Annotated in this window: 22 protein-coding genes; 2 read left to right on the top strand and 20 right to left on the bottom strand. The window is 45.4% G+C overall.

From position 1 onward, the window contains the following. The first annotated feature begins 15 nt into the window (after positions 1–15). Positions 16–2,577, top strand: coding sequence for a DNA mismatch repair protein MutS (gene mutS / locus KHN78_RS10400; RefSeq protein ID WP_211915979.1), 2,562 nt, complete (start codon positions 16–18; stop codon positions 2,575–2,577). Between the two features lie 110 nt (positions 2,578–2,687). Here mutS and rpoS read toward each other — a convergent pair whose 3' ends face one another. The 13 genes from rpoS to rlmD all read right to left on the bottom strand — a co-directional run bounded on the left by rpoS (position 2,688) and on the right by rlmD (position 16,860). Further along, positions 2,688–3,674 carry an RNA polymerase sigma factor RpoS gene (gene rpoS, locus KHN78_RS10395; RefSeq protein WP_128810188.1) on the bottom strand — a complete coding sequence of 329 codons (987 nt, stop codon included), beginning with the start codon at positions 3,672–3,674 and terminating at the stop codon, positions 2,688–2,690. Between the two features lie 80 nt (positions 3,675–3,754). Next, a complete protein-coding gene (locus tag KHN78_RS10390; RefSeq protein ID WP_211915978.1) occupies positions 3,755–4,678 on the bottom strand; it encodes a peptidoglycan DD-metalloendopeptidase family protein in 924 nt (307 codons plus the stop codon). 14 nt (positions 4,679–4,692) lie between these two features. Further along, a complete protein-coding gene (locus KHN78_RS10385) occupies positions 4,693–5,319 on the bottom strand; it encodes a protein-L-isoaspartate(D-aspartate) O-methyltransferase (protein WP_211915977.1) in 627 nt (208 codons plus the stop codon). After that, positions 5,319–6,095, bottom strand: coding sequence for a 5'/3'-nucleotidase SurE (surE, locus tag KHN78_RS10380; RefSeq protein WP_128810185.1), 777 nt, complete (start codon positions 6,093–6,095; stop codon positions 5,319–5,321). The genes KHN78_RS10385 and surE overlap by 1 nt, the downstream gene beginning before the upstream one ends. Next, on the bottom strand, positions 6,095–7,138 hold the full coding sequence (truD, locus tag KHN78_RS10375) for a tRNA pseudouridine(13) synthase TruD (protein ID WP_211915976.1): 1,044 nt from the start codon (positions 7,136–7,138) through the stop codon (positions 6,095–6,097). The genes surE and truD overlap by 1 nt, the downstream gene beginning before the upstream one ends. A 46-nt stretch (positions 7,139–7,184) precedes the next feature. Beyond that, positions 7,185–7,661, bottom strand: coding sequence for a 2-C-methyl-D-erythritol 2,4-cyclodiphosphate synthase (ispF, locus tag KHN78_RS10370; RefSeq protein WP_211915975.1), 477 nt, complete (start codon positions 7,659–7,661; stop codon positions 7,185–7,187). A gap of 14 nt (positions 7,662–7,675) precedes the next feature. Continuing rightward, the gene (ispD, locus tag KHN78_RS10365; protein ID WP_211915974.1) at positions 7,676–8,383 is read right to left on the bottom strand and encodes a 2-C-methyl-D-erythritol 4-phosphate cytidylyltransferase; all 708 of its coding nucleotides are present in this window, start codon (positions 8,381–8,383) and stop codon (positions 7,676–7,678) included. A gap of 4 nt (positions 8,384–8,387) precedes the next feature. Further along, positions 8,388–8,666 carry a cell division protein FtsB gene (ftsB, locus tag KHN78_RS10360; protein WP_128810181.1) on the bottom strand — a complete coding sequence of 93 codons (279 nt, stop codon included), beginning with the start codon at positions 8,664–8,666 and terminating at the stop codon, positions 8,388–8,390. A 344-nt stretch (positions 8,667–9,010) separates the two neighbouring features. Then, the gene (gene eno / locus KHN78_RS10355; RefSeq protein WP_211915973.1) at positions 9,011–10,312 is read right to left on the bottom strand and encodes a phosphopyruvate hydratase; all 1,302 of its coding nucleotides are present in this window, start codon (positions 10,310–10,312) and stop codon (positions 9,011–9,013) included. Positions 10,313–10,393: 81 nt separating this feature from the next. Beyond that, positions 10,394–12,034 (bottom strand): CTP synthase, encoded by a 1,641-nt coding sequence (locus KHN78_RS10350; RefSeq protein ID WP_211915972.1) that lies wholly within the window; start codon positions 12,032–12,034, stop codon positions 10,394–10,396. 157 nt (positions 12,035–12,191) lie between these two features. Further along, a complete protein-coding gene (mazG, locus tag KHN78_RS10345) occupies positions 12,192–12,983 on the bottom strand; it encodes a nucleoside triphosphate pyrophosphohydrolase (RefSeq protein WP_128810179.1) in 792 nt (263 codons plus the stop codon). Positions 12,984–13,196: 213 nt separating this feature from the next. After that, on the bottom strand, positions 13,197–15,416 hold the full coding sequence (gene relA, locus KHN78_RS10340) for a GTP diphosphokinase (RefSeq protein WP_211915971.1): 2,220 nt from the start codon (positions 15,414–15,416) through the stop codon (positions 13,197–13,199). A gap of 124 nt (positions 15,417–15,540) precedes the next feature. Further along, positions 15,541–16,860, bottom strand: coding sequence for a 23S rRNA (uracil(1939)-C(5))-methyltransferase RlmD (gene rlmD, locus KHN78_RS10335; RefSeq protein ID WP_211915970.1), 1,320 nt, complete (start codon positions 16,858–16,860; stop codon positions 15,541–15,543). Between the two features lie 190 nt (positions 16,861–17,050). On the opposite strand from rlmD, the gene barA reads away from it, so the two are divergent. Further along, positions 17,051–19,846, top strand: coding sequence for a two-component sensor histidine kinase BarA (barA, locus tag KHN78_RS10330; RefSeq protein ID WP_211915969.1), 2,796 nt, complete (start codon positions 17,051–17,053; stop codon positions 19,844–19,846). Positions 19,847–19,934: 88 nt separating this feature from the next. On the opposite strand, the gene acpS is transcribed toward barA, so the two are convergent. The 7 genes from acpS to lepA form a co-directional block, all read right to left on the bottom strand. Next, on the bottom strand, positions 19,935–20,315 hold the full coding sequence (gene acpS, locus KHN78_RS10325) for a holo-ACP synthase (RefSeq protein ID WP_128810176.1): 381 nt from the start codon (positions 20,313–20,315) through the stop codon (positions 19,935–19,937). 12 nt (positions 20,316–20,327) lie between these two features. Continuing rightward, a complete protein-coding gene (gene pdxJ / locus KHN78_RS10320) occupies positions 20,328–21,059 on the bottom strand; it encodes a pyridoxine 5'-phosphate synthase (RefSeq protein WP_128810175.1) in 732 nt (243 codons plus the stop codon). Then, on the bottom strand, positions 21,056–21,787 hold the full coding sequence (gene recO / locus KHN78_RS10315) for a DNA repair protein RecO (RefSeq protein ID WP_211915968.1): 732 nt from the start codon (positions 21,785–21,787) through the stop codon (positions 21,056–21,058). Before recO ends, pdxJ begins: the two co-directional genes overlap by 4 nt. Positions 21,788–21,917: 130 nt before the next feature. Continuing rightward, positions 21,918–22,880 (bottom strand): GTPase Era, encoded by a 963-nt coding sequence (era, locus tag KHN78_RS10310; RefSeq protein WP_128810173.1) that lies wholly within the window; start codon positions 22,878–22,880, stop codon positions 21,918–21,920. Next, complete coding sequence (gene rnc, locus KHN78_RS10305) at positions 22,873–23,550, bottom strand: ribonuclease III (RefSeq protein WP_128810172.1); 678 nt, start codon at positions 23,548–23,550, stop codon at positions 22,873–22,875. Before rnc ends, era begins: the two co-directional genes overlap by 8 nt. Positions 23,551–23,570: 20 nt before the next feature. Continuing rightward, positions 23,571–24,470, bottom strand: coding sequence for a signal peptidase I (lepB, locus tag KHN78_RS10300; protein ID WP_211915967.1), 900 nt, complete (start codon positions 24,468–24,470; stop codon positions 23,571–23,573). A 103-nt stretch (positions 24,471–24,573) separates the two neighbouring features. Beyond that, complete coding sequence (lepA, locus tag KHN78_RS10295) at positions 24,574–26,367, bottom strand: translation elongation factor 4 (protein WP_128810170.1); 1,794 nt, start codon at positions 26,365–26,367, stop codon at positions 24,574–24,576. Between the last annotated feature and the right edge of the window lie 48 nt (positions 26,368–26,415).

Here is a 26,415-nt window from a genome sequence, read left to right as displayed (position 1 = left end):
CAAAAGTACTTACCTGTGAAAGCTGAACAAAAACACACTCCGATGATGCAGCAATATCTCAAGCTAAAGGCTGAGAACCCAGAAATCTTGCTGTTTTACCGCATGGGCGACTTCTACGAACTCTTCTACGATGATGCGAAGCGCGCATCTCAATTGTTGGATATTTCGTTGACCAAACGCGGCGCATCAGCAGGTGAACCTATCCCAATGGCTGGTGTTCCATTCCATGCGGTTGAGGGGTATTTAGCAAAACTTGTTCAGCTAGGGGAATCTGTCGCGATCTGCGAACAAATCGGCGATCCTGCAACCAGTAAGGGACCAGTTGAACGTAAAGTAGTACGTATTGTTACGCCAGGAACAGTGACTGACGAAGCACTGTTATCTGAGCGTATCGACAACCTGATTGCTGCCATTTACCAACATAACGGTAAATTCGGTTACGCGACATTGGATGTAACTTCGGGCCGCTTCCAGTTGGTTGAGCCAGAAACTGAAGAAGCAATGGCGGCAGAACTTCAACGTACTGCACCACGTGAGCTTTTGTTCCCAGAAGATTTTGAATCGGTTCACTTGATGTCGAGCCGCAATGGGAATCGTCGTCGCCCAGTATGGGAATTTGAACTCGATACCGCCAAACAACAATTAAATCAGCAATTCGGTACAAGAGATCTGGTTGGTTTTGGCGTAGAAAAAGCCAACCTTGGTTTATGTGCTGCTGGTTGTTTAATTCAATATGTAAAAGACACTCAGCGTACTGCCCTGCCGCACATTCGTTCACTGACCTACGATCGTCAAGATCACTCCGTCATTCTCGACGCTTCGACGCGACGTAACCTTGAACTCACTCAAAACTTATCTGGTGGTACAGACAATACTCTCGCAGCAGTTTTGGACCACTGTTCAACACCAATGGGTAGTCGGATGCTAAAGCGTTGGTTGCACCAACCAATGCGCTGTGTAGATACGTTGAACAATCGCCTAGATGCAATTGGTGAGATCAAAGATCAAAGCTTGTTCAGCGACATTCAACCTATCTTCAAGCAGATTGGTGATATTGAACGTATCCTTGCTCGTTTGGCGCTTCGATCTGCACGTCCTCGTGATATGGCCCGTCTGCGCCATGCGATGCAACAGCTGCCTGAGCTTGAATCGATTACTTCTTCCCTAGCACATCCATACTTGGTTAAGTTGGCCCAATTCGCCGCTCCAATCGACGATGTTTGTGATTTGTTAGAACGAGCAATTAAAGAAAACCCACCAGTGGTTATTCGCGAGGGTGGCGTGATTGCTGAGGGTTATAATGCTGAGCTCGACGAATGGCGAAAACTCGCAGATGGTGCAACCGAGTATCTGGAAAAACTCGAAGCGGATGAACGTGAGCGTCATGGTATCGATACGCTAAAAGTTGGTTACAACGCCGTACACGGTTTCTTCATTCAAGTAAGCCGTGGTCAAAGCCATCTTGTTCCACCACACTATGTGCGTCGTCAAACGCTGAAAAACGCGGAACGCTACATCATCCCTGAACTGAAAGAGCATGAAGACAAGGTACTAAACTCTAAGTCGAAAGCGCTAGCAGTTGAGAAAAAACTGTGGGAAGAGCTATTTGATCTGTTGATGCCAAATCTTGAGAAGATGCAAAACCTTGCTTCGGCGATTTCTCAGTTAGACGTACTACAAAACTTAGCCGAACGTGCCGATTCACTTGATTACTGCCGCCCAACGTTAGACAAAGAAGCGGGCATCACCATTCAAGCAGGTCGTCATCCGGTCGTAGAGCAAGTAACGAGTGAACCTTTTATCGCAAACCCAATCGAGCTTAGCTCAAACCGTAAGATGCTGATCATCACCGGTCCAAACATGGGTGGTAAATCGACCTACATGCGCCAGACTGCATTGATCGCTTTGATGGCTCACATTGGTTCATACGTACCTGCAGAATCAGCTCATATCGGCTCTTTGGATCGCATCTTTACCCGTATAGGTGCGTCTGATGATTTAGCTTCTGGTCGTTCTACTTTTATGGTTGAGATGACGGAAACCGCAAATATTCTTCACAATGCCACTCAAAACAGCTTGGTATTAATGGACGAAATTGGGCGCGGAACCAGTACTTATGACGGCCTTTCTCTAGCATGGGCAAGTGCCGAGTGGCTTGCAACACAAATTGGCGCAATGACGCTGTTTGCGACCCACTACTTCGAATTGACTGAGCTACCAAACCTACTGCCAAACCTAGCCAACGTTCACCTTGATGCGGTTGAGCATGGTGACAGCATTGCCTTTATGCACGCAGTTCAAGAAGGTGCAGCAAGCAAGTCTTATGGTCTAGCGGTTGCTGGTTTAGCGGGGGTTCCGAAACCAGTGATAAAAAATGCTCGTATGAAGCTCTCTCAGCTCGAACAATTAGGCCAAGGTAAAGACTCTCCGCGTCCTAGCGCAGTAGATGTGGCAAATCAGTTAAGCCTGATTCCAGAGCCAAGTGATGTAGAGCAAGCTCTGTCGAACATCGATCCTGACGACCTAACACCGCGTCAGGCACTGGAAGAGCTTTACCGCTTGAAGAAGATGCTCTAACTTCTGAACCTATCTAGTACAACGTAAAAATCCAGTAAAACGCAAAAAGGCTATGGTCCCCCCATAGCCTTTATTTGTTCTAAATTCGCCTCTACTTGAGGTGTCTATTTTTAGTCGTCTTCTACGTTGAATAGGTTTTCCATATTCAGACCTTGTTTGATCAAGATCTCACGTAATCGACGCAAACCTTCAACTTGTATCTGACGAACACGCTCACGTGTTAGACCAATCTCACGTCCCACTTCTTCAAGTGTTGATGGCTCATAGCCTAATAAGCCAAAACGACGCGCTAGTACCTCTTTTTGTTTCGGATTTAGCTCTTCTAGCCAATGGATCAGTGAAGACTTAATGTCATCATCTTGCGTTGATACTTCCGGATCAGAGTTACTTACATCAGGGATAATGTCGAGGAGAGCCTTTTCTCCATCCCCACCAATCGGTGTATCAACCGAACTAATACGTTCGTTCAGACGCAGCATCTTACTGACATCTTCAACAGGGATATCCAACTGTGCGGCAATTTCTTCTGCCGTTGGTTCATGATCGAGCTTCTGAGAGAGTTCTCGCGCGGTGCGCAGATAAATGTTCAGCTCTTTCACAACATGAATTGGTAGGCGAATCGTGCGAGTTTGGTTCATCAATGCGCGTTCGATAGTTTGGCGGATCCACCATGTCGCATAAGTAGAAAAACGGAAGCCGCGCTCTGGGTCAAACTTCTCTACCGCGCGGATCAAACCAAGATTGCCTTCTTCAATAAGATCAAGCAGCGCTAAACCACGGTTGCTGTATCGACGAGAAATTTTAACCACAAGACGCAAGTTACTCTCGATCATTCGTTTGCGCGCAGCTTCATCACCTCGAAGCGCGCGACGAGCATAAAGAACTTCTTCTTCTGCAGTAAGTAGTGGAGAGAAACCTATCTCACCAAGATACAGTTGCGTGGCATCTAGGCTTTTGTTGCTCGCGTCAAGCTCTTCGCGTACAACCGTTTTGGTTTGTTTAGTCGGAGTTTTTTCAAGTTCGCTTGCTGTACTTTGCACTGCCGTTTTGTCATAACCGAACTCTTCAACTTTGGTTACTGTGTTGCTGATACTCATAACGCCTCCCCCTGGCGAGTTAGCAAGACATTACAACTCAATATGTCGCTAAATGATTTCGCAAGTTGTTGTTCAAAGTTTTAAGGCAAATAGCGTTTAGGATTGACTGATTTACCTTGATAGCGAATTTCAAAGTGCAATTTGACGGATTTAGATCCTGAACTACCCATAGTTGCAATCTTCTGCCCGCCTGTAACACTTTGTCCTTCTGACACCAGCAGTCTGTCATTGTGTGCGTATGCGCTTAAATAATTATCGTTATGCTTCACTATAATAAGATTGCCATAACCTCGTAGCGCATTACCCGAGTAGACTACTGTGCCCGGAGCGGTTGAAACAATGGATTGACCCCGCTGTCCTGCAATATCAATACCTTTATTTCCCTGTTCTCCCGCTGAGAAGTTACTAATTACTCTCCCTTTTGTCGGCCACAACCACTTCGATACTTTATCACTCTTCGCCGTGGTCACTGGCGGCTTTGGTTTGACATTTTGGTTAACTTTTGTACCAACATACTCCTTTGATTTGGATTGTTCAACCGTCTTTGGCGGCTGTTTTTTTACGACATTGGTAGTAGTCTTCGTAGGCTTTTGAGTAGAGCTTTTACTTGAATTCGACGACTTAGCAACCGTAGTTGGTTTACTCACTGGTGCCGGTTTCTTTGCAACTACAGGAACAACAACGGGTTCCACTTTATGCCCAAATTTAGGGGAGACATATTTCGCAGCCCAAAGTTTTAGTCTTTGGCCAGGAAAGATCGTGTAAGGTGCTGTCAAATCATTGTAACGAACTAGTTCTTTTACATCTCTATCTGTGACGTAGGCTATAAAATAAAGCGTATCTCCTTTCTTTACTTCATAGTAACTGCCTCTATAACTGCCTCGTTCAACGCTAGAATAATCCTTATTGAGACTAGAAACCGGCGCAGGTGAGTGCGCCGCACAACCAATAAGTCCTGCAGCGAGTAAGCAGCTAATAGAAAAATGACGTAATAAACTATTCACCTAGTGTAAAACCCTTAAGCCAAATCACCTGCAACGAGTGGTACAAATCTTACCATTTCCACAACGGTAGAAAGATACTGTTCACCTTTTCGTTCTATTTTTAATAATTGCTGTTCTTCTTCACCAACAGGGATAACCATTTTTCCACCGTCGTTAAGCTGAGCTAACAGTGCTTGGGGAATGCTTTCTGCCGCTGCGGTAACGATAATGGCATCAAATGGTCCCCTCGCTTCCCAGCCTAGCCAACCGTCTCCATGCTTCGTTGAAACATTGTAGATATCCAGTTGTTTTAGGCGTCGCTTTGCGTCCCATTGTAAAGACTTGATACGCTCTACTGAGTATACATGCTCAACCATCTGAGCAAGCACAGCGGTTTGGTAACCTGAGCCTGTGCCAATTTCCAAAACGTTACTCTCCCGCGTGAGATCAAGTAACTCTGTCATCTTTGCCACAATATAAGGCTGAGAAATAGTTTGCCCCTGACCAATGGGTAATGCGTTGTTGTCATAGGCTTGATGCATCATCGCTTGCGAGACAAAACTTTCTCGAGGTAATCGGTAGATGGCATCCAATACACGTTGATCCGTAATGCCACTGGAGATAAGAAATGCTATCAACCGGTCAGCATGTGGGTTACTCATTATTTCTCTTCCTTTAACCAACTATCCATTGCTCGCAATGATTCATGAGCGGTGAGATCGACTTGCAATGGGGTAATAGATACTCGCCCCTGCTCAATCGCATAAAAGTCTGTTCCCAGACCAGCATCTTGCTCTTTGCCTGGAGGACCTAACCAATAAATGTCATGACCACGTGGATCTTTCTGTTTAATCATACTCTCAGCGTGGTGGCGAGCACCTAGACGAGTCACTTCTATTTCACCAAGTTCATCGAGTGAGAGATCCGGTATGTTCACGTTCAATAATCGATTGGTTGGAATAGGACGCTGCAAATGTTGTTCAACCAATCGACGGGCTATTTTTGCTGCTGATTGGAAATTCTGTTTGCCGACGAGCGAAAACGCAATGGCCTGCACACCAAGAAAGTGACCTTCCATCGCTGCGGCAACCGTACCAGAATACAGCACATCATCCCCAAGGTTAGCGCCATGATTAATGCCAGATAACACAAGATCGGGCAGATCATCTTTCATTAGCTCATTAAGCGCAAAATGCACACAATCTGTTGGCGTGCCCTGAACTGAGTATGTTCTATCGGCAATCTCTGTTACGCGCAATGGCTGCTCTAATGTCAGCGAATTGGACGCACCAGAACGATTTCGATCCGGTGCGACAATGGTCACTTCTGCAATGGCTTTTAACTCATCAGCAAGAGCATGAATGCCTTGAGCATGAACGCCGTCATCATTGCTGAGTAAAACTCTTAAAGGCTTTGCGTCAAGTGAGTCAGGTTTCATTAATACTCTCTTTCTACTTTTTCTTCGTTAACCAACTCTCGCACGATTGAGGTAGCAAATGAGCCTGCGTCAAGTGAGAATGTCAACGTAATGTTGTTTCCATCAACCGTCCAAGTTAAGTCTTGCGGCTTAAGCGCAATATCACGTCGGTCATGACGCATTCGGTTACCACGAATCAGCGCCATTAAATCAGGTTCTTCATCTAAAAACGGTTGCTCTAATACCAGAGCATCACTTTGGGTAGGTAGCGCATTATCGCCAGCGAGTGCAGCTGTAATAGAGACCTCACCTTGCATCAGTTGAACTTGTAGCTCTGCAATGTTGCTTGCATCAATGAGTTGAGTGCCAGATTGGGTCTGTGCAATATCACCATCGATGAATTTATCAAATACACCATTCTCTAAACGAGCAGAAACAATACGGTTGAAGATCCAAGAACGCGCAGCAGATAAGTACATGCTACGTTTGTTTTGATTACGTGTACGAACGTTTTCACGCCCCCATCGACGCGCTTCTTCAAGGTTGTTGCCATCGTTACCAAAACGCTGGCTGCCAAAGTAGTTTGGCACACCAACTTGTTTCACTTTTTCAAGACGTTGCTCGACATCGGCCACGTCACTCACCTCAGACAAGGTAACCACAAACTCGTTCCCTACTAGGTCACCTGGACGTAACTTTTTGTTGTGACGATCTGTGGCAATAATTTCAATGCTCGGATATTGCGCCAAGAACTCAGAAAAATCTGGTGTCTCACCTTTTGGTAGGTGAACACTTAACCATTGCTCGGTCACTGCGTGGCGATCTTTAAGACCGGCCCAGCTAACGTCTTTCGACTTCACGCCACAAGCTTTTGCTAATTCGTTTGCAACAAAGCTGGTATTTTCTCCGGTTTTACGAATACGCACCATCAGGTGCTCACCTTCACCAGTAAAGGCAAAGCCAAGGTCTTCACGTACTTGGAAATGCTCTGGTTGTGCTTTAATTTTTGCTGATGCTACAGGCTTACCAGTTAGGTAAGCGAATGATGATAAAATGTCTGACATGATCTTTTTCCGCTGCTACTGCAGCTCTTAGGAGCAAATTGCTAGGTTATTGCTTAAAGAGAAGTACAACTGCTTCCGTTGCAATGCCTTCTTTGCGTCCAGTAAAACCAAGACGTTCTGTCGTCGTTGCTTTTACATTGATATTACTAATGTCGGTTTCCAAATCTTCGGCAATAGCGGCGCACATTGCATCAATGTGCGGTGCCATTTTTGGCGCTTGAGCCATAATGGTCACATCTGCGTTACCCAATCGGTACCCTTGTTCTTTAACTCGGCGGTAGACGTCTTTCAACAATTCACGACTGTTTGCACCTTTCCACTTGTCATCGGTATCAGGGAAATGACGGCCAATATCGCCAGCAGCAATCGCGCCCAATAGCGCATCGCTTAATGCATGAAGCGCGACATCACCATCTGAGTGCGCAATGAGGCCTTGTTCATAAGGAACGGCCACGCCACCAATAATCACAGGGCCTTCACCGCCAAATTTATGTACGTCGAAACCATGACCAATTCGAATCATTTTCTATCCTTTCGTTACTCGCCGCGCTCACGGCTTAGATAAAACTCGGCTAACGCGAGATCTTCTGGCTGAGTGATTTTTATATTGTTCGCATTACCTTGAACCAGTGCCGGTTTTTCACCTAACCACTCCAAAGCCGAAGCTTCATCGGTAATGGTTACACCTTGTTCTAATGCGTCAGCCAGCGCTCGATTAAGTTGCTGAGTTCTAAACATTTGTGGGGTCAGTGCATGCCACAGTGCTTCTCTGTCTACCGTATGGTCAATATCTTGTGCTGCGTTCGCTCGCTTCATTGTATCTCTGACTGGAGATGCAAGGATGCCACCAGTTGGATGTTGACGACAAACCGCAATCAAACGGTCAATATCGGAAATTGAAACACAAGGTCTTGCGGCATCGTGTACCAATACCCAATCACACTCAAGCTGTGTATCTACATAGTTTAGCCCTGATAGCACAGAGTCCGCCCTTTCTTTGCCACCCGCGACTCGAATCACGTCCGGATGATGAGCAATCGGCAGTTCAGGGTAGTATGGATCGCCGTCAGTAATCGCGACAACAACCTTAGAAATTTGGGGGTGAGAAAGGAGTTTCTCTACAGTATGTTCAAGAACCGTTTTATCAGCAATCAACAAATACTGTTTAGGGCGATCGGCTTTCATGCGGCTACCAACTCCAGCCGCAGGAACGATGGCCACATAAGACGATGAGCAATTAGACATCAAATTACTTTTCCTCACCAATCATCCGATAGAACGTTTCGCCATCTTTGACTAACCCAAGTTCATGGCGAGCGCGCTCTTCAATCGCATCTAGACCTTGTCTCAAATCATCGATCTCAGCAAACATTTCATTATTGCGGGCTTGAAGCTTACTGTTCACTTGCTGTTGAACTTCAATCTCATTCTCTACTGTGTAGTAATCTGATACCCCATTTTTGCCAAACCAAAGGGTATATTGAAGCCAGCCAAACAGTAACGTAAGGGCTATTACAAAGATTCGCATATCGCAGCTAACATTCTGTTCCGGAGGGGGTTAATAAGGAGACATATATAGCACAAATGCGAAGTTGCCTCTAGGGGAGAAGAAGATAACTCAGTATCTCTTCCTAAATCAAAAACAAAACACTCTACACAATCGAGGTGTTTTTTAAAGCGTTAGTGCATTACTAATAGATCGGTATGATGGGCCTTTCACTTCTTTAAGACCACTTCTTTGCAATCATTCGTGGGAAGATAGAAACGCGCCCACAGTAAGCTTTGTTTCATAATAAAAACAGATAAAAAAACACCCCGCCAAAGCAGGGTGTTTTTAAAAGCTTTAAGTTAAGCAGTTAATTCAGTTAAGAATTAAGCTTGACCTTTCACTTCTTTAAGACCGTTGAAAGGAGCGCGCTCACCTAGAGCTTCCTCGATACGGATTAGTTGGTTGTACTTAGCAACACGGTCAGAACGGCTCATAGAACCAGTTTTGATTTGACCTGCAGCTGTACCTACCGCTAGGTCAGCGATAGTTGCATCTTCAGTTTCGCCAGAACGGTGAGAGATTACAGCTGTGTAACCTGCGTCTTTAGCCATCTTGATTGCAGCTAGAGTCTCAGTTAGAGAACCGATTTGGTTGAACTTGATTAGGATAGAGTTAGCGATGCCTTTCTCGATACCTTCAGCTAGGATCTTAGTGTTAGTAACGAATAGGTCGTCACCAACTAGTTGAAGCTTGTCACCTAGTAGTTCAGTTTGGTGCTTGAAGCCAGCCCAATCAGACTCGTCTAGACCGTCTTCGATAGAAACGATTGGGAACTTGCTAGCTAGGTCAGCTAGGTAGTGGTTGAACTCTTCAGAAGTGAAAGTTTTACCTTCGCCTTTCATGTTGTAGATGCCAGCTTCTTTGTCGAAGAACTCAGATGCTGCACAGTCCATAGCTAGAGTCACGTCTTTACCTAGTTCGTAACCAGCAGCTGCAACAGCTTCTGCGATAACTTCTAGCGCTTCAGCGTTAGACTTAAGGTTTGGAGCGAAACCACCTTCGTCACCAACTGCAGTGCTGTAGCCTTTAGACTTAAGAACTTTAGCTAGGTTGTGGAATACTTCTGCACCGATACGTAGAGCTTCTTTAAGAGTCTTAGCACCAACTGGTTGGATCATGAACTCTTGGATGTCAACGTTGTTGTCAGCGTGCTCACCACCGTTGATGATGTTCATCATTGGTAGAGGCATAGAGAACTGACCAGCAGTACCGTTTAATTCAGCGATGTGCTCGTATAGAGGCATGCCTTTAGCAGCAGCTGCTGCTTTAGCGTTTGCTAGAGAAACCGCTAGGATAGCGTTAGCACCGAATTTAGATTTGTTTTCAGTACCGTCTAGTTCGATCATCACTGCGTCGATTGCAGCTTGGTCTTTAGCGTCTTTACCAACTAGAGCTTCAGCGATTGGGCCGTTTACAGCTTCAATAGCTTTAAGAACACCTTTACCTAGGAAACGTGATTTGTCACCGTCACGTAGCTCAAGAGCTTCGCGAGAACCAGTAGATGCGCCAGATGGAGCTGCCGCCATACCTACGAAACCGCCTTCTAGGTGTACTTCAGCTTCTACAGTTGGGTTACCACGTGAGTCGATGATTTCACGACCTAGAACTTTAACGATCTTAGACATTGAATGTTTCCTTCTCGTTGAATATATAATGTCAAAATTAAAGGCAGCAACACAGCTTACGTTACTGCCCGTATTCCTTACTTACTTCTCGAAATCGCCGCGCTGGTATTCACCAGCTGCTTTCACGAAACCTGCGAACAATGGGTGACCATCACGCGGAGTTGACGTGAACTCTGGGTGGAATTGAGCCGCTACGAACCATGGGTGAGCTGGGTTCTCAATTACTTCTACCAGTTTCTTGTCTGCAGATAGGCCTGATACTTTCAGACCCGCTTTTTCGATTTGCGGACGAAGATTGTTGTTCACTTCATAACGGTGACGGTGACGCTCATGGATTGTCGCGTTGCCGTATAGTTCACGAGCTTTTGTGTCTTTTTCTAGGTGACACAGCTGTGAACCAAGACGCATAGTACCACCAAGGTCAGATTTTTCGGTACGTTCTTCAACTTTACCTTCGCCATCAACCCATTCAGTGATCAAACCTACCACAGGGTACTTCGTGTCTTTGTTAAATTCTGTTGAATGTGCACCTTCCATACCCGCTACGTTGCGCGCGTATTCAATCAGTGCCACTTGCATACCCAAACAGATACCTAGGTAAGGTACATTATTTTCACGAGCGTATTGTGCTGCGCGAATCTTACCTTCGATGCCACGATCGCCGAAGCCACCAGGAACAAGGATTGCGTCTAGACCCTCTAGGATCTCAGTGCCTTTGTTCTCTACATCTTGAGAATCAACGTACTGAATCTTAACATTCAGACGGTTCTTAAGACCTGCGTGTTTCAGTGCTTCGTTTACTGATTTGTATGCATCAGGTAGTTCGATGTATTTACCGACCATACCGATAGTTACTTCACCAGTTGGGTTCGCTTCTTCGTAAATTACTTGTTCCCACTCAGACAGATCAGCTTCTGGCGCATTGATACCAAAGCGAGCACACACAAGATCATCTAGACCTTGAGCTTTGATTAACTGAGGGATCTTGTAGATAGAATCTACGTCTTTCATTGAGATAACTGCTTTTTCTTGTACGTTACAGAAAAGCGCAATTTTCTTACGTTCGTTCGCTGGGATCATACGATCTGAGCGACAAACAAGAATATCTGGTTGGATACCGATAGATAGCAGCTCTTTAACAGAGTGCTGAGTTGGTTTCGTTTTCACTTCACCTGCAGCTGCTAGGTAAGGAACGAGTGTTAGGTGCATGAACATTGCGCGTTCACGGCCTAGCTCTACAGCAAGCTGACGAATCGCTTCCATGAATGGTAGTGATTCAATATCACCAACTGTGCCACCCACTTCAACGATAGCAACATCATGGCCTTCAGAGCCTGCAATTACACGGTCTTTGATAGCGTTAGTGATGTGAGGGATAACCTGAATGGTTGCACCTAGGTAATCACCGCGACGTTCTTTACGAAGTACGTCTGCGTAAACACGACCAGCAGTGAAGTTGTTACGCTTGGTCATCTTAGTGCGGATGAAACGCTCGTAGTGACCAAGGTCAAGGTCAGTCTCTGCGCCATCTTCCGTAACGAACACTTCACCGTGTTGAGTTGGGCTCATAGTGCCTGGATCAACGTTGATGTAAGGGTCAAGCTTCATCATAGTCACTTTAAGACCACGAGCTTCTAGAATAGCCGCAAGAGATGCTGCTGCAATACCTTTACCTAGAGAGGATACAACCCCGCCAGTAACAAAAATGTAATTTGTCGTCATGTTTAACCTGAAATTGGTTGAATGAGGGAAATGGAGTGCTTCTGGACGGGACGAAAATATACCAGAAGCTCCTTAACGCCACAACGTGAAATCTATCACACCGCAATTTTTTATTTTTTGCTTCAAATCAAAGTCGAGTGTTCATGCGAATTTCGCCCTATTCTTCCCTTTTAACTTCATCCCACATTGAATCTAGCTCAATCAAGCTGAAGTCCGTTAGTTGCTTACCTTTTTTGGCCACTTTAGCTTCTACACTTTTAAAACGCTTTGAGAACTTCAAATTTGCTTTCGCCAAGGCCACTTCGGGATCTTTACCTAAGTGCCGAGATAGGTTTACCGTTGCAAATAACAAATCCCCTAACTCAAGTTCAACCTTGGCTTCATCAGGCGTAATTTGAAGTGCCTCTTCCATGACCTCTTCAATTTCTTCCTGAACTTTTTCTACCACTGGTCCCAACGAGTCCCAATCAAAACCATACTTCGCGCATTTTTTCTGAATTTTTGTAGCACGAGAAAGCGCAGGTAGAGAGTTTGGTATTGAGTCTAGAATACTTTCTTCCGCTTTGCCTACTTGTGCTTTTTCTTTTGCTTTTTCCGCTTCCCAGTTGGCACTAATTTCGTCTTCAGAGGCAAACTCAACTTGAGAAAAAACATGCGGATGACGACGAGTCAGCTTTTCATTCACGGTATCGACCACATCCGAAAAATCGAACAGATTCTGTTCTTTTGCTAACTGACTATAGAAAATAACCTGATAAAGCAAATCCCCAAGCTCTTCTTTGAGGTTGTGCCAATCTCGATTTTGAATGGCATCCACCACTTCATAAGTTTCTTCAATGGTGTGAGGAACAATGGAGTCGAACGTCTGCTTCAAGTCCCAAGGACAGCCGCTCTCTGGATCCCGCAGCTTCACCATGATTTGTTCTAACTGTTCAATTGGATGACTCATTTTCTGTTCCTTTAAACCTTTCTATCTAAAGAAAAAGGTGAGCAGTAAAAACCACTCACCTTCTACATTATTTTATTTTCTCAGCGGCTTTCACTAAGTTATTGTTACTTTAACAAGGCAACAAGTTTTCGCGACTCCTGAGCATAGCTCGCCTATGTGATGGAGCAAGAAAATGCAGTTAACGCAGTAAAAGTGACAAGTACGACGTGAAAGTTAGCCTAAGCGTTTCACCGACATGACATCCTTGATCTGCTCGACTCGTTTCGAAACGCGCGAGAACACTTCCAAGTTTGTTACTTCGAGATCGAAGTCCATGATCGACATTTGCGTGCGGTAATCAACACGACTCTTCATACTGGTGACTTTGATTTTCTCGTTAGCAAACAGAGTGGTGATGTCTTTTAGTAAACCACCACGTTCCATCGCTTCTACGCGAACGGTTAGGATGTATGAACCAACATACCCTCCCCCCCATACGGTATCAATGATACGTTCCGGCGCGTGGTGACGAAGTTCTTCAAGCTGTTCACAATCACTTCGGTGCACTGAGATACCTCGACCTTGGGTGATGTAACCTGAGATCTCATCACCTGGGATCGGCTGGCAACAACGCGCTAGATGCGTCATCAGGTTATCAACCCCCTCTACGACAACCGCATCTTTTTGTGGTCGGCTTTGAGCGGGTGCTTTACTCTCTGCTTCTTGCAGCTTTTCAAGCGCTTGCTTATCCTCTTCCTCTGCGGTCGGCTTGTTAACTAATGCATTGATGTGATTGACAATTTGGTTGATACGCAAATCACCACTACCAATCCCGACATAAAGTTCATCGGCACTGTTCACATTAAAACGCTTAACCGCGTAATGCTCCGCGTCTTTAAGCGTCGCACCAATTTTCACCAGCTCATGTTCGAGAATTTCACGGCCTGCTTCTAGGTTCTTCTCACGGCTTTGCTTACGGAACCATGCGTTGATCTTCGCACGCGCGCGGCCTGAAGTAACAAAACCTAACGATGGGTTCAGCCAATCTCGAGATGGGTTAGGTTCTTTCTGAGTGATGATCTCGACTTGATCGCCCATTTGCAGTTTATGGGTAAACGGAACGATACGGCCCGCTACTTTTGCGCCGATACAACGGTGGCCCACTTCTGAGTGAATGTGGTAAGCAAAATCAAGCGGTGTCGCTCCCATAGGCAGATCAACAACATCACCGCGTGGGGTAAAGGCATAGACACGGTCATCAAATACCTGACTACGAAGCTCATCCAACATCTCACCGGAATCAGACATCTCTTCTTGCCAATCGAGCAGTTTACGCAACCATGTGATCTTCTCATCGTAACCACTGCGAGTGCTCGCACCTTCTTTGTATTTCCAGTGCGCAGCAACACCAAGCTCCGAATCTTCGTGCATCTCTTTGGTACGAATCTGGATCTCAATGGTCTTGCCTTCGGGGCCAAGAATCACGGTATGGATAGATTGGTAGCCGTTTGGCTTCGGGTTCGCAACGTAATCGTCGAACTCACTTGGTAAGTGTTTGTATTTGGTGTGAACTACACCTAGAGCGGCATAACAGTCTTGAAGTTTGTCAGCGATGATACGTACCGCACGTACGTCAAATAATTCATCAAACGCCAAACTCTTCTTCTGCATTTTGCGCCAGATACTGTAGATGTGCTTTGGACGACCACTGACTTCTGCGTTGATGCCGCATACGGTCATTTCTTGAGTAAGGTCGTCGACAAAGTCTTTGATGTATTGTTCACGGACAATACGACGCTCAGCCAATTGCTTCGCGATTTGCTTGTAGGTTTCTGGTTGTTGGTAGCGGAAGGCGTAATCTTCGATTTCCCATTTCAGCTGACCAATACCAAGGCGGTTTGCCAGAGGAGCATAAATGTTTGCACACTCTTTTGCCGCTGCACGACGAACTTCGTCCGGCGCTTTTTTTACTTCAATCAGGTTGCAGATGCGTTCTGCCAGCTTGATGACCACGCAGCGGAAATCATCCACCATCGCGAGCAACATTCGACGAACGTTATCCACTTGAGAGGATGCAGCCCCCCCTTCCATGGTGACGTTCAGTTGGCCGATGGCGGCCATTTCTTCAACACCATCGATCAGCTTCATGATCTCTTTGCTGTACTTTTCTTCTAGCAACTCTCTATCAAAAGCACCGCTCGAAACCAAAGGAAACAGTTGCGCAGCGACTAAGGTCGCTTTGTCCATGGATAAGGTGATCAATATTTCGATCATCTCTCGTCCACGCCATAACAAAAGCTCAGCCTGTTCGCTGTCTGCCAACATCGATTGGCAGTCACGATACACTTCTATTAAACGTTTTGATATGTTCTTGTCTTGTCCTAGGCTAGCCACCCAGCTTTCAAGTTCAAACTGTTCATTTTGGTTTAAATGCGCGCTTCTTACCGCAACCATCTCATCATCCTAATTATTATATTTGTGTGGTTTGACTAACACCATCCAGGTTAGTTCTAGTGCCCCGCGTTATGCGTTGGCTTTTTGGCCACTCACCACAAGTAAGTAACCAAAAGATTAAAAGTTATAACTTTTCAAATAGCGCCATCGATTCTAGATGACTGGTATGAGGGAACATGTCCAGCATACCTAATTTGGTTAATGTGTAGCCTTGCTCTAGTAAGCTCTGGCTATCCCTAGCAAGGGTAGCAGGATTACAAGAAACATAAACTACACGCTGTGCGCCAAGTTTTGAAACTTGATCAATGATCCCGCTCGCACCCGCGCGTGCAGGGTCTAGCAGTACTTTATCAAACTGTTCCGCTGCCCACGCTTGCCCCTCAAAATCTTGCTCAAGGTTAGCGTGATAAAATTGAGCGTTATTGATTTGGTTCAATGATGCGTTATTTGCCGCCTTTTCTACCATTTCAGCCACACCTTCAACACCAACCACATGCTTCGCTTTTTTTGCGATTGGTAAACTAAAATTACCCAGGCCACAGAACAAATCTAACACTCGCTCATCATTTTGAGGCTCTAACCACGCTACCGCTTGTGCAACCATTTTTTGATTCACAGTTTGGTTTACTTGAATAAAGTTATTTGGCGTGAATGGCACTTTTACACCCGTTTCTTGATAAAAAGGCGTGTCACCCTCAACCAAATCTAGCTGATCTGTTTCAGGCATCAGATAAAACGATGCATGATGACGCTTTGCTAATTCCACCAGCGTATTGGTTTCTTCTTCTGTCAACTTGCTCAAATGACGTAGCGTAATGCATGGGCCACTGTCACCTAGAACCAATTCGACGTGACCAAGTTTTTCTGGCTTCTTAAACGCCTTTAACGCCGAGTATATTTCAGGCAGTAACACATTCAATTCTGGAGCCAAAACTGGGCAGTCGGTCACTTGAGCGATTTGCTTACTTTGCTTCTTTCTGAAACCAAAATGCAGCTGGCGTGTCTTTTTATCGACGAATAAACTCACACGAGCACGACGACGATAACCCAGTGAAGCACCTAAAATTGGTTGTTCTAACTCGATATCACTGCCCGCGAATTTTCGCATCAACTGACGCAATGTTTGCTGCTTATGCGTCAATTGTTGGTCATAATTCAGATGCTGTAAGTCGCAGCCACCACATTCATGATAGTGCGGGCAAAATGGCTCTACACGCGCATCGCTTGGTTTAAGCACTTTGATCAATTTGCCTCGAGCAAATTTACTCTTTTCTTCGACCAATTGAGCGACCACTTCTTCGCCTGGCAACGCACCATCAATAAATACGGGTTTCTTATTAATGTAGGCAATGCCTGCGCCATGATGATCCAAACGCTCCACGCTCACCGCTTGGTGACGAGTATTCAGTTGCGTTTTCTTTTTAGGTTGAAAGATTCGTGCCATGCTTTGTGCCTGATTTTTATCTAATTGCCCAACAGCTTCACTATTCTTGATTGAGGCCGTTGTGTGATGCGAATGACTTGATTATGCTTACCGTTTATCCGGTAACGTCAATTTTTCTCGTATTGCTAATGAAAGCTTGAGAGTTATGTCGTTATTTTCCCATATCCAGACCCCAATGTAATCAGATAACATGACCAGATATGGCTTACGAGCTCGTGTAATTACCCTAACTCTCGCTCCGACACTTATAATTGGCTTATTACTAAGCGGATTTTTTTCATTTAATCGCTATCAAGATCTCGAGAAGCAAGTCATCACCACAGGTAATAGCATTATCGAACCACTTGCTATTGCCAGTGAAACACACCTTTTATCCGAAAGCCGAGAAGCAGTCCGCCGATTGATCAGTTATGCACACCGGAAAAATTCTAATTTAGTTCGTAGTATTGCGGTCTTCGATGAAAATCACGAACTCTTCGTTACTTCAAACTTCCATCCAAATTTTGAAGCACTGACATTCCCAAAAGATAAGCCTATCCCTCAATTGGGCAACTCAGAAATATTTGAACACTCACTGATTCTGCGCGTGCCTATCTTATCTGAAGGTCATTATCTATCAGAACTGTCTGCCGACAATCAAGGTACGAAAGCCATCGGTTATATTGCTGTTGAGATGGATCTATCTTCACTTCGTCTTCAGCAATATCAAGAAGTATTCTCCGCTTTTCTCGTTCTCATTTTAGGGCTTGGTTTAGCGAGTGTGTTTGCCTCTCGCTTGATGCACGACGTCACTCAGCCGATCACTCATATGAAGAATGTCGTGGATAGAATTCGTCGAGGTCATCTGGATGTGCGAATTGAGGGGAAAATGCACGGCGAGCTCGATCAACTTAAAAATGGCATCAACGCCATGGCCGTCTCGCTGTCGGAATACCACGTAGAGATGCAACACAGTATCGATCAAGCGACCTCAGACTTGCGTGAAACCCTTGAGCAACTTGAAATCCAAAACGTGGAGTTAGACATCGCGAAAAAACGCGCTCAAGAAGCTGCGCGGGTAAAATCGGAGTTTTTGGCAAACATGTCTCACGAACTTCGTACGCCACTCAACGGTGTGATTGGCTTTACTCGTCAGATGCTCAAAACTCAGCTATCTAATAGTCAAACCGATTACCTGCAGACGATAGAGAAATCTGCAAATAATCTACTTAATATCATCAACGACATACTCGATTTTTCAAAACTCGAAGCGGGGAAACTGGCGCTAGAAAATATTCCTTTCAACTTCCGTGAAAGTTTAGAGGAAGTGGTGAACTTGCAAGCCACCAGCGCTCATGAAAAAGGGTTAGAAATTACGCTGAAAGTGGATCCAAAAATTCCACCGGGCGTCGTTGGCGACCCTCTACGAATTCAACAGATTTTAACCAACTTAGTCGGAAACTCGATTAAGTTTACTGAACGCGGCAATATTGATATCAGTGTAGAGATGCGCTCACAGTCTGGTGACTCGGTCGAATTACAATTCATGGTGCGCGATACCGGTATTGGTATCTCCGAACGCCAGCAAGCGCAGTTGTTCCAAGCGTTTAGCCAAGCGGATGCGAGTATTTCACGTCGCTATGGCGGTACAGGGCTTGGTTTGGTGATTACCCAAAAATTGGTTAGCCAGATGGGCGGTGAAATCAGCCTAACAAGCCGTCTTCATCAAGGGTCTACGTTCTGGTTCACCTTGCGCTTAAACGCAACCGACATGCCAATGAACGATTTGATCGAAGTTGAATTGCTTTCTGGTAAGCAATTGCTCTTGGTTGAACCAAATATGCAAGCGGCTTCTATCACTCAGCAAATATTGAGTGAAGAGGGAATGATGGTTACCTATCGTTCATCACTGCCTGAAAACCATGAATACTATGACTACGTCCTTCTCAATTTGGCAGCAAACCAAACTTACGACGAGCAATCTGTAACCGCGTGGATTGAGCAAGCTAAAACAATGGCTCCAAGCGTAATCATGGCAACACCAAGTACTGAACTGGCGTTGGCTGACCAAATCATGAACGACTATCCAATTCAATGTCTAACCAAACCACTATCACGTCGTAAATTGCTGCAAAGCCTGATAACCGACCATGTTGAAACGCCTCAGGCTCCTGCGCCGATCGTCGAAAACATTGAAAATGAACGACTTCCGCTGTCTGTATTGGCAGTAGACGATAACCCTGCAAACTTGAAGCTGATCTCTGCCCTGCTCAAAGAGCGCGTCGAAACGGTAACCGCATGCAGCAATGGCCAGCAAGCCGTGAACCTTGCAACAGAAAAAAAATACGACCTGATCTTTATGGATATCCAAATGCCATTAATGGATGGCGTGACGGCTTGTCAGCACATTAAAGAACTTGAGTTAAATAAAGAAACCCCCGTGATTGCTGTCACCGCCCACGCAATGGCAGGCGAACGCGACAGATTGTTGGCCGCAGGTATGGATGACTACCTCACTAAGCCTATTGAAGAGCACGTGCTTCAACAAGTGCTCGTACATTGGAATCCGAATACATGCTCAGAACAAGTAGAGAAACTGACGCCATCTTATTTAGACATCGCAGAGTCTCTTGACCCCCTGCCCGCTCCTGAACCAAAAGATGTGATCATCGACTGGCAAGCGGCACTAAAACAAAGTGCCAATAAAGAAGACTTAGCCAAAGACATGCTGAGCATGCTAGTTGGCTTTATCCCGGAGGTTGAAGAAGTCGTCGATCAAGCGTTAGAGCAAGAAGACTTTTCTCGAGACGATCTTATCCATGTAATTCACAAGTTGCACGGCAGTAGCTCCTACTGCGGCGTGCCGAGATTGAAAGCGCTGTGTGCGACGCTAGAGCAAGCGCTACGTTCAGGAGCCAGTCTTGAAGAAGTCGAACCGGAAATGTTTGAGTTACAAGATGAGATGATTAAGGTCACTACAACCGCGAAGCTCTATCTCGAACAGTAAGCGGCAATTTAGCAAAACGCACCGATAAAAAAGCCAGAGCATCGACTCTGGCTTTTTTATCTTCAAATTTTATCCGCAATCAAGCGAGCTAAGATTCCAAAATCACGGTCGCTACGGCGTAATGACGTTCATCAGAAATCGATAGGTGGACGTGATGTACCCCCATTGACTCTGCGATTTGCTTGGCAACGCCAGATAACGTCAACACCGGTTTACCAAACTCATTATTCGAAACCGTAAAGTCATGGAAAGTCACACCGTTTGCGATACCGGTTCCCAAGGCTTTGGATGCCGCTTCTTTCGCTGCGAAACGCTTCGCGAGATAACGACCTTGTTGTTTCAGCTCTGCAAATCTTGCCATTTCTTGCTCAGACAATATACGTTTTGCAAACGGCTCACCAGTTCGACTTAGCGCTTTCTCAATACGCTCAATCTCAGCAATGTCTGTGCCTAGTCCTAAAATTGCCATGCTTAAATCTGATTATTTACGCGCAGCAACCATGATGGCTTTCATTTCTGCCACCGACTTTTCTAGACCATCGAATACTGCACGCCCAATGATCGAGTGACCGATGTTTAGCTCGTAGATTTCTGGCAGTGCCGCGATTGGTGCTACGTTGTGGTAAGTCAGACCATGACCTGCGTTTACGATGATACCAAGATCGTGTGCGTAGCTTGCACCTGCCGCAATTTTCTTAAGTTCATCAAGCTGATCTTCTTCTGTAGTCGCATCAGCGTAGTGACCCGTGTGAAGCTCAATGTACGGTGCGCCACAGGCTTTTGCCGCATCAATCTGTTGACGGTCAGCATCAATAAACAGAGAGACTTTGATGCCCGCATCGGTTAGCTTTTGCGTTGCCGCTTTCACTTTCTCAAGTTGGCCGACCACATCCAAGCCACCCTCTGTTGTCAACTCTTCACGTTTTTCAGGTACCAGACAAACGAACTCAGGCTTAGTTTGAAGTGCAATCTCAACCATCTCATCCGTCACTGCCATTTCAAGGTTCATTCGAGTCTGAATGGTTTCACGTAAGATACGTACATCACGATCATTGATATGACGACGATCTTCACGTAGGTGGATGGTAATACCGTCAGCACCTGCACGCTCTGCGATCTCAGCAGCATGAACTGGATCTGGGTATTTAGTACCACGTGCATTACGTAGAGTGGCAATATGGTCGATATTAACGCCTAAGTAGATTGAGCTCATTTTCCGTTACTCCGTGCTCGATATGTCTGAATGAATAATTCGCGACTTTTTAAAGGTTTGCCGCCAAGATACGGCTTTAATGCCAGTCGTGTAAAGCGTTTCGCCGCTTTTAATTGCTCTTTAGTGACAAATCGCCGTTCACTGATCGCAATCAATTCATTACCTAAAAATGTAAGGTTGTCGCGCCTTACTGAAGCGATGAATCCCTTTTGCTCACGATAACGGTAAGTCATCTCAGGATCGACTGGCTCACCAGTCCCGGCACAATGAAGAAAATCGACGCCATACCCCATCGCTGATAGAAGTGCCAATTCAAAACGGCGTAATCCGGGCTCTGGATTATCACACTGAGCAAGCTCTGTCAGTGCATGTAGATAATCGTGAAATAGAGCGGGCATTGGTACTTCTGCCATCAGCACACGACCAATTAACTCATTCACATACATCGCAGAATAAAGATGGATTCCACTCAAAGGTAAACCAAGGCTAATGGACTCTGCTTGACGCAAAGTCTTCATTGAGCCCTTACCTGACCATTTAAGCAATAAAGGGGTAAAAGGCTGTAATGCCCCTTTCAAATTTGAACGCTTACCTCGGGCACCTTTTGCCATCAAAGTGACACGACCATACTCCTCACTGAAAACATCAAGGATCAAGCTTGATTCACTGTATGGGCGACGGTGCAATACAAAGCAACGTTGGAACCCCTCTGAAGACAGGTTGCTCATTTCAATCTGTGTGCCTACAAATGTGGAATAAAAAATAAGGAGCCAAATGGCTCCTTATTCTAATCGATATTACATTTTAGTCGATGTTGGAACGAAGTGTCTTCGTTACCAAGCTACCGAGTAACCAAGCTTATAGGTCGTCAATGTAACCGAGTGAGCGCAATGCACGTTCGTCATCCGCCCAACCTGATTTCACTTTAACCCAAGTCTCAAGGTAAACCTTACGCCCGAACAACTCTTCCATATCTAGGCGTGCTTCACGACCAATGGTCTTGATCTTCTCACCACCTTTACCAATCACCATTTTCTTCTGACCGTTACGCTCAACAAGAATCAAAGCATTGATGTGGAAGCCGTCGGTTTCAGGGTTGTAATCGAAGCGTTCGATTTCAACTGTTACCGAGTAAGGGAGTTCTTCACCAGTAAAACGCATCAGCTTTTCACGTACGATTTCTGACGCCATGAAACGCTGAGAACGGTCTGTTACATACTCTTCTGGGAAGTGATGCGTCGCTTTCGGTAAGTGTTCACGCACATGCTTACGCAGTACGTCGATGTTCTTACCTTGCTTCGCAGAGATTGGCACAACATCAACAAAATCCATTTTCTTGGACATGTCTGCCATGTGCATCATCACTTCGTTACGATCTTGCACGTTATCGACTTTGTTTACACAAAGCACAACTGGGAAGTTCGATTTTTGAAGCTTAGTCAGAACCATCTCGTCGTCTTTGGTCCAATGCGTACCATCAACCAAGAAGAACACCAAGTTTACATCACTCAGAGAGGAGTTTGCCGCACGGTTCATCAAACGGTTAATGGCACGCTTTTCTTCAATGTGAAGTCCTGGTGTATCAACGTAAATCGCTTGGTAATCACCGTCCGTATCCACGCCCATAATTCGGTGACGTGTCGTTTGCGGCTTACGTGACGTGATCGAAATTTTCTGACCCAAAATTTTGTTCAGAAGCGTCGATTTACCTACGTTAGGGCGGCCAACAATAGCAATGAAGCCACAATGTTGGTTCTCTGGTGAACTTTGCTCACCAGGTGATGCAAAATATGCATCGATATCGAATTCGTTATCAGCCATTTGTTAATTGCTCAAGTGCTGTTTCTGCAGCCGCTTGTTCTGCCTTGCGGCGGCTGGTGCCTTTACCAATGACAGGCTTATCCACACCTGCTACTTCACACTCAACCGTGAACTCTTGGTTGTGCGCTTCACCTTTAATATTAGTCACTGTGTAAGCTGGCAGTGGTTTTCTTCTGCCTTGCAGGAACTCTTGTAGGCGAGTTTTTGGATCTTTCTGTGATACGCCTGGCTTAATCGCCTCAAGACGACTGTTGTACCAACTCAGTACAATACCACGCACAACTTCAAGATCACTATCAAGGTAAATCGCACCAATAATGGCTTCTACCGCATCGGCTAGAATAGAGTCTCGGCGGAATCCGCCACTCTTCAATTCACCTGGACCTAATTTTAAATAATCTCCTAGACCGAATTCACGACCCAGTTCCGCCAATGTGTGTCCGCGAACCAACGTTGCGCGCATACGGCTCATGTCACCCTCGTTTACTTTTGGAAAACGATGGTACAAATCATCAGCGATGACAAAACTTAAAATTGAATCGCCCAGAAACTCAAGACGTTCATTATGCTTACTGTTGGCGCTGCGGTGAGTCAGCGCCAGATGGATAAGCTCAGCATTATTAAACTGATAGCCAAGCTTTCTCTCTAATTTATCAATTGGAGAATTCATACTCTCTCGATATGTAGTGGTTAGTGAATACCACCGATGCGATTAAAACGCACACCGGTAGGAATCCATGAAGGTAGAACGCTGTCTGCACTGCGCTCAAACTCAAAGCTTATCCAGATAGCGACTGCTTTTCCGACTAAGTTTGCTTCTGGTACAAAGCCCCAGTAACGGCTATCAGCACTGTTGTCACGGTTATCACCCATCACAAAGTACTGACCTTGCGGTACAACCCACTCATTCACTCCAGGACGTGGCTGGTAGCTCTGCACTCGATCTCGAGACAGTGGGTTAACCAAAATTTGATGGGCTACGTCACCCAACTTTTCGTTCATTTGAATCAGAGGAATGCCGTTTTGAATAAATGGGCTTTCCTCTACATTACTCAATTTCACTGGCTTACAAACCGACTCACCTTTTGTTTTGATACACAGATCTTTACCCTCTGAGTAACGAACAGTATCGCCCGGTAGGCCAACAACACGCTTGATATAATCAATATTTGGTTGAGGTGGGTACTTAAATACCACAATATCACCACGCTCTGGTTTGCCAGTTTCTACTAGCTGAGTACGCCATACTGGATCTTTCAACCCATACGCGTATTTTTCCACCAAGATGAAGTCACCGACTAGCAGAGTTGGCATCATTGAGCCTGATGGAATTTGGAACGGTTCATAGATAAAAGAACGCAATACAAGAACGAATGCAATCACAGGAAAGATAGAAACGCTGTTCTCTATCCACCAAGGTTGGCTTTCAACTTTCTGAAGTGTCACCGCATCCAAACCATTAGCTGTCTGAGCTTGGATTTCCGCAACTTTGGCTTGACGCTTTTTCGCAAACACCAGTTTTTCAAGTAGCCAAACTACACCTGTTATCAGTGTCACGATAACGAGGATCAGTGAAAATGTATTCGCCATTAAATTCCCTTATCTAAAAATACGAAAGTGAAAGAGCCGAAACCCTTTCACTTATTTTATTATCTACGTCTTAGGACAGACAAGAGTGAGATAAAGTTCAACTCTAGTCTTTACCCACGTGAAGAATCGCTAGGAACGCTTCTTGAGGCAGCTCTACGTTACCGATCTGCTTCATACGTTTCTTACCTTCTTTCTGTTTCTTCAGAAGTTTCTTCTTACGGCTCACGTCACCACCGTAACATTTCGCGATTACGTTCTTACGTAGCTGTTTCACTGTCGAACGTGCGATGATGTGGTTACCGATTGCCGCTTGGATTGCGATGTCGAACATTTGACGAGGGATAAACTCTTTCATCTTCTCAACTAACAAACGACCACGGCTTTGTGCTTGATCTTTGTGAGTGATGATCGCCAACGCGTCCACTTTATCACCATTCAATAGAACGTCGACACGAACCATGTTTGATTCTTCAAAGCGTTGGAAGTTGTAATCCAATGATGCGTAACCACGAGACGTTGATTTCAAACGGTCGAAGAAGTCCAAAACAACTTCCGCCATCGGAATGTCGTATGTCACTGCAACTTGGTTACCGTGGTAAACCATGTCAACTTGCATGCCACGCTTTTCTACACATAGGGTAATAACATTACCTAGGTAGTCTGCTGGTACCAAGATATTACAGCGCGCAATTGGCTCACGAATGTGCTCGATATCATTCACGGCTGGCAGCTTAGCAGGGCTATCTACATACAGAACATCGCCATTGGTTTGTTCAACTTCGTAAACTACCGTTGGTGCGGTTGTGATCAAGTCAAGATCGTATTCACGCTCTAAACGTTCTTGAATGATTTCCATGTGCAACATACCAAGGAAACCACAACGGAAACCAAAGCCTAGTGCCGCCGAGTTTTCTGGCTCGTAGAACAACGACGCATCGTTTAGACTAAGTTTGCCTAACGCATCACGGAAGTTTTCATAGTCATCAGACGATACAGGGAATAGACCTGCATATACCTGAGGTTTTACTTTTTTAAAGCCTGGTAGTGGGCTTTCACTGCCGTTTTTCGCTAGGGTTAGCGTATCACCAACAGGAGCACCAAGGATGTCTTTAATACCACAAACCACCCAACCCACTTCACCAGTGTTAAGAACATCAGTATCGACTTGCTTAGGTGTGAAGATACCTAGACGATCTACGCCCCAAGTTTGACCTGTGCTCATGACTTTGATCTTTTCGTTTTTCTTCAGTGAGCCGTTTTTAATACGAACCAAAGAAACAACGCCAAGGTAGTTATCAAACCATGAGTCAATGATCAACGCTTGCAGTGGTGCGTCTGGATCGCCCTCTGGTGCAGGAATCGCTGAAACGATATTTTCTAGCACGTCATCAACACCTAGACCTGTCTTCGCAGAACAGCGGGTTGCTTCCATTGCATCAATACCAACGATTTCTTCAATTTCTTCCGCTACACGCTCAGGATCCGCAGCTGGTAGGTCAATCTTGTTAAGGATTGGCACAACCTCTAGATCCATTTCGATCGCGGTGTAACAGTTAGCGAGCGTTTGCGCTTCTACACCCTGACCTGCATCAACCACCAATAGCGCGCCTTCACAAGCGGCTAGAGAGCGTGATACTTCGTACGCAAAGTCAACGTGTCCCGGAGTATCGATGAAGTTCAGCTGGTATGTTTCACCGTCTTTAGCGGTGTAGTTTAGCGTCACACTCTGAGATTTAATGGTGATACCACGCTCACGTTCAAGATCCATAGAATCCAGAACCTGTGCGGCCATTTCACGATCGCTTAAACCTCCACATACTTGGATTAAACGGTCTGATAGGGTCGACTTACCATGGTCGATGTGGGCGATAATCGAAAAGTTACGAATGTGCTTCATAGATTTAGGGTGACTAACTCTTTACAAATAGGGACAGTAAGAAAGCCG

Source organism: Vibrio sp. B1REV9 (assembly GCF_905175395.2).
Taxonomy (GTDB): domain Bacteria; phylum Pseudomonadota; class Gammaproteobacteria; order Enterobacterales; family Vibrionaceae; genus Vibrio; species Vibrio alfacsensis.
This window is presented reverse-complemented; position numbering and strand designations above follow the sequence as displayed.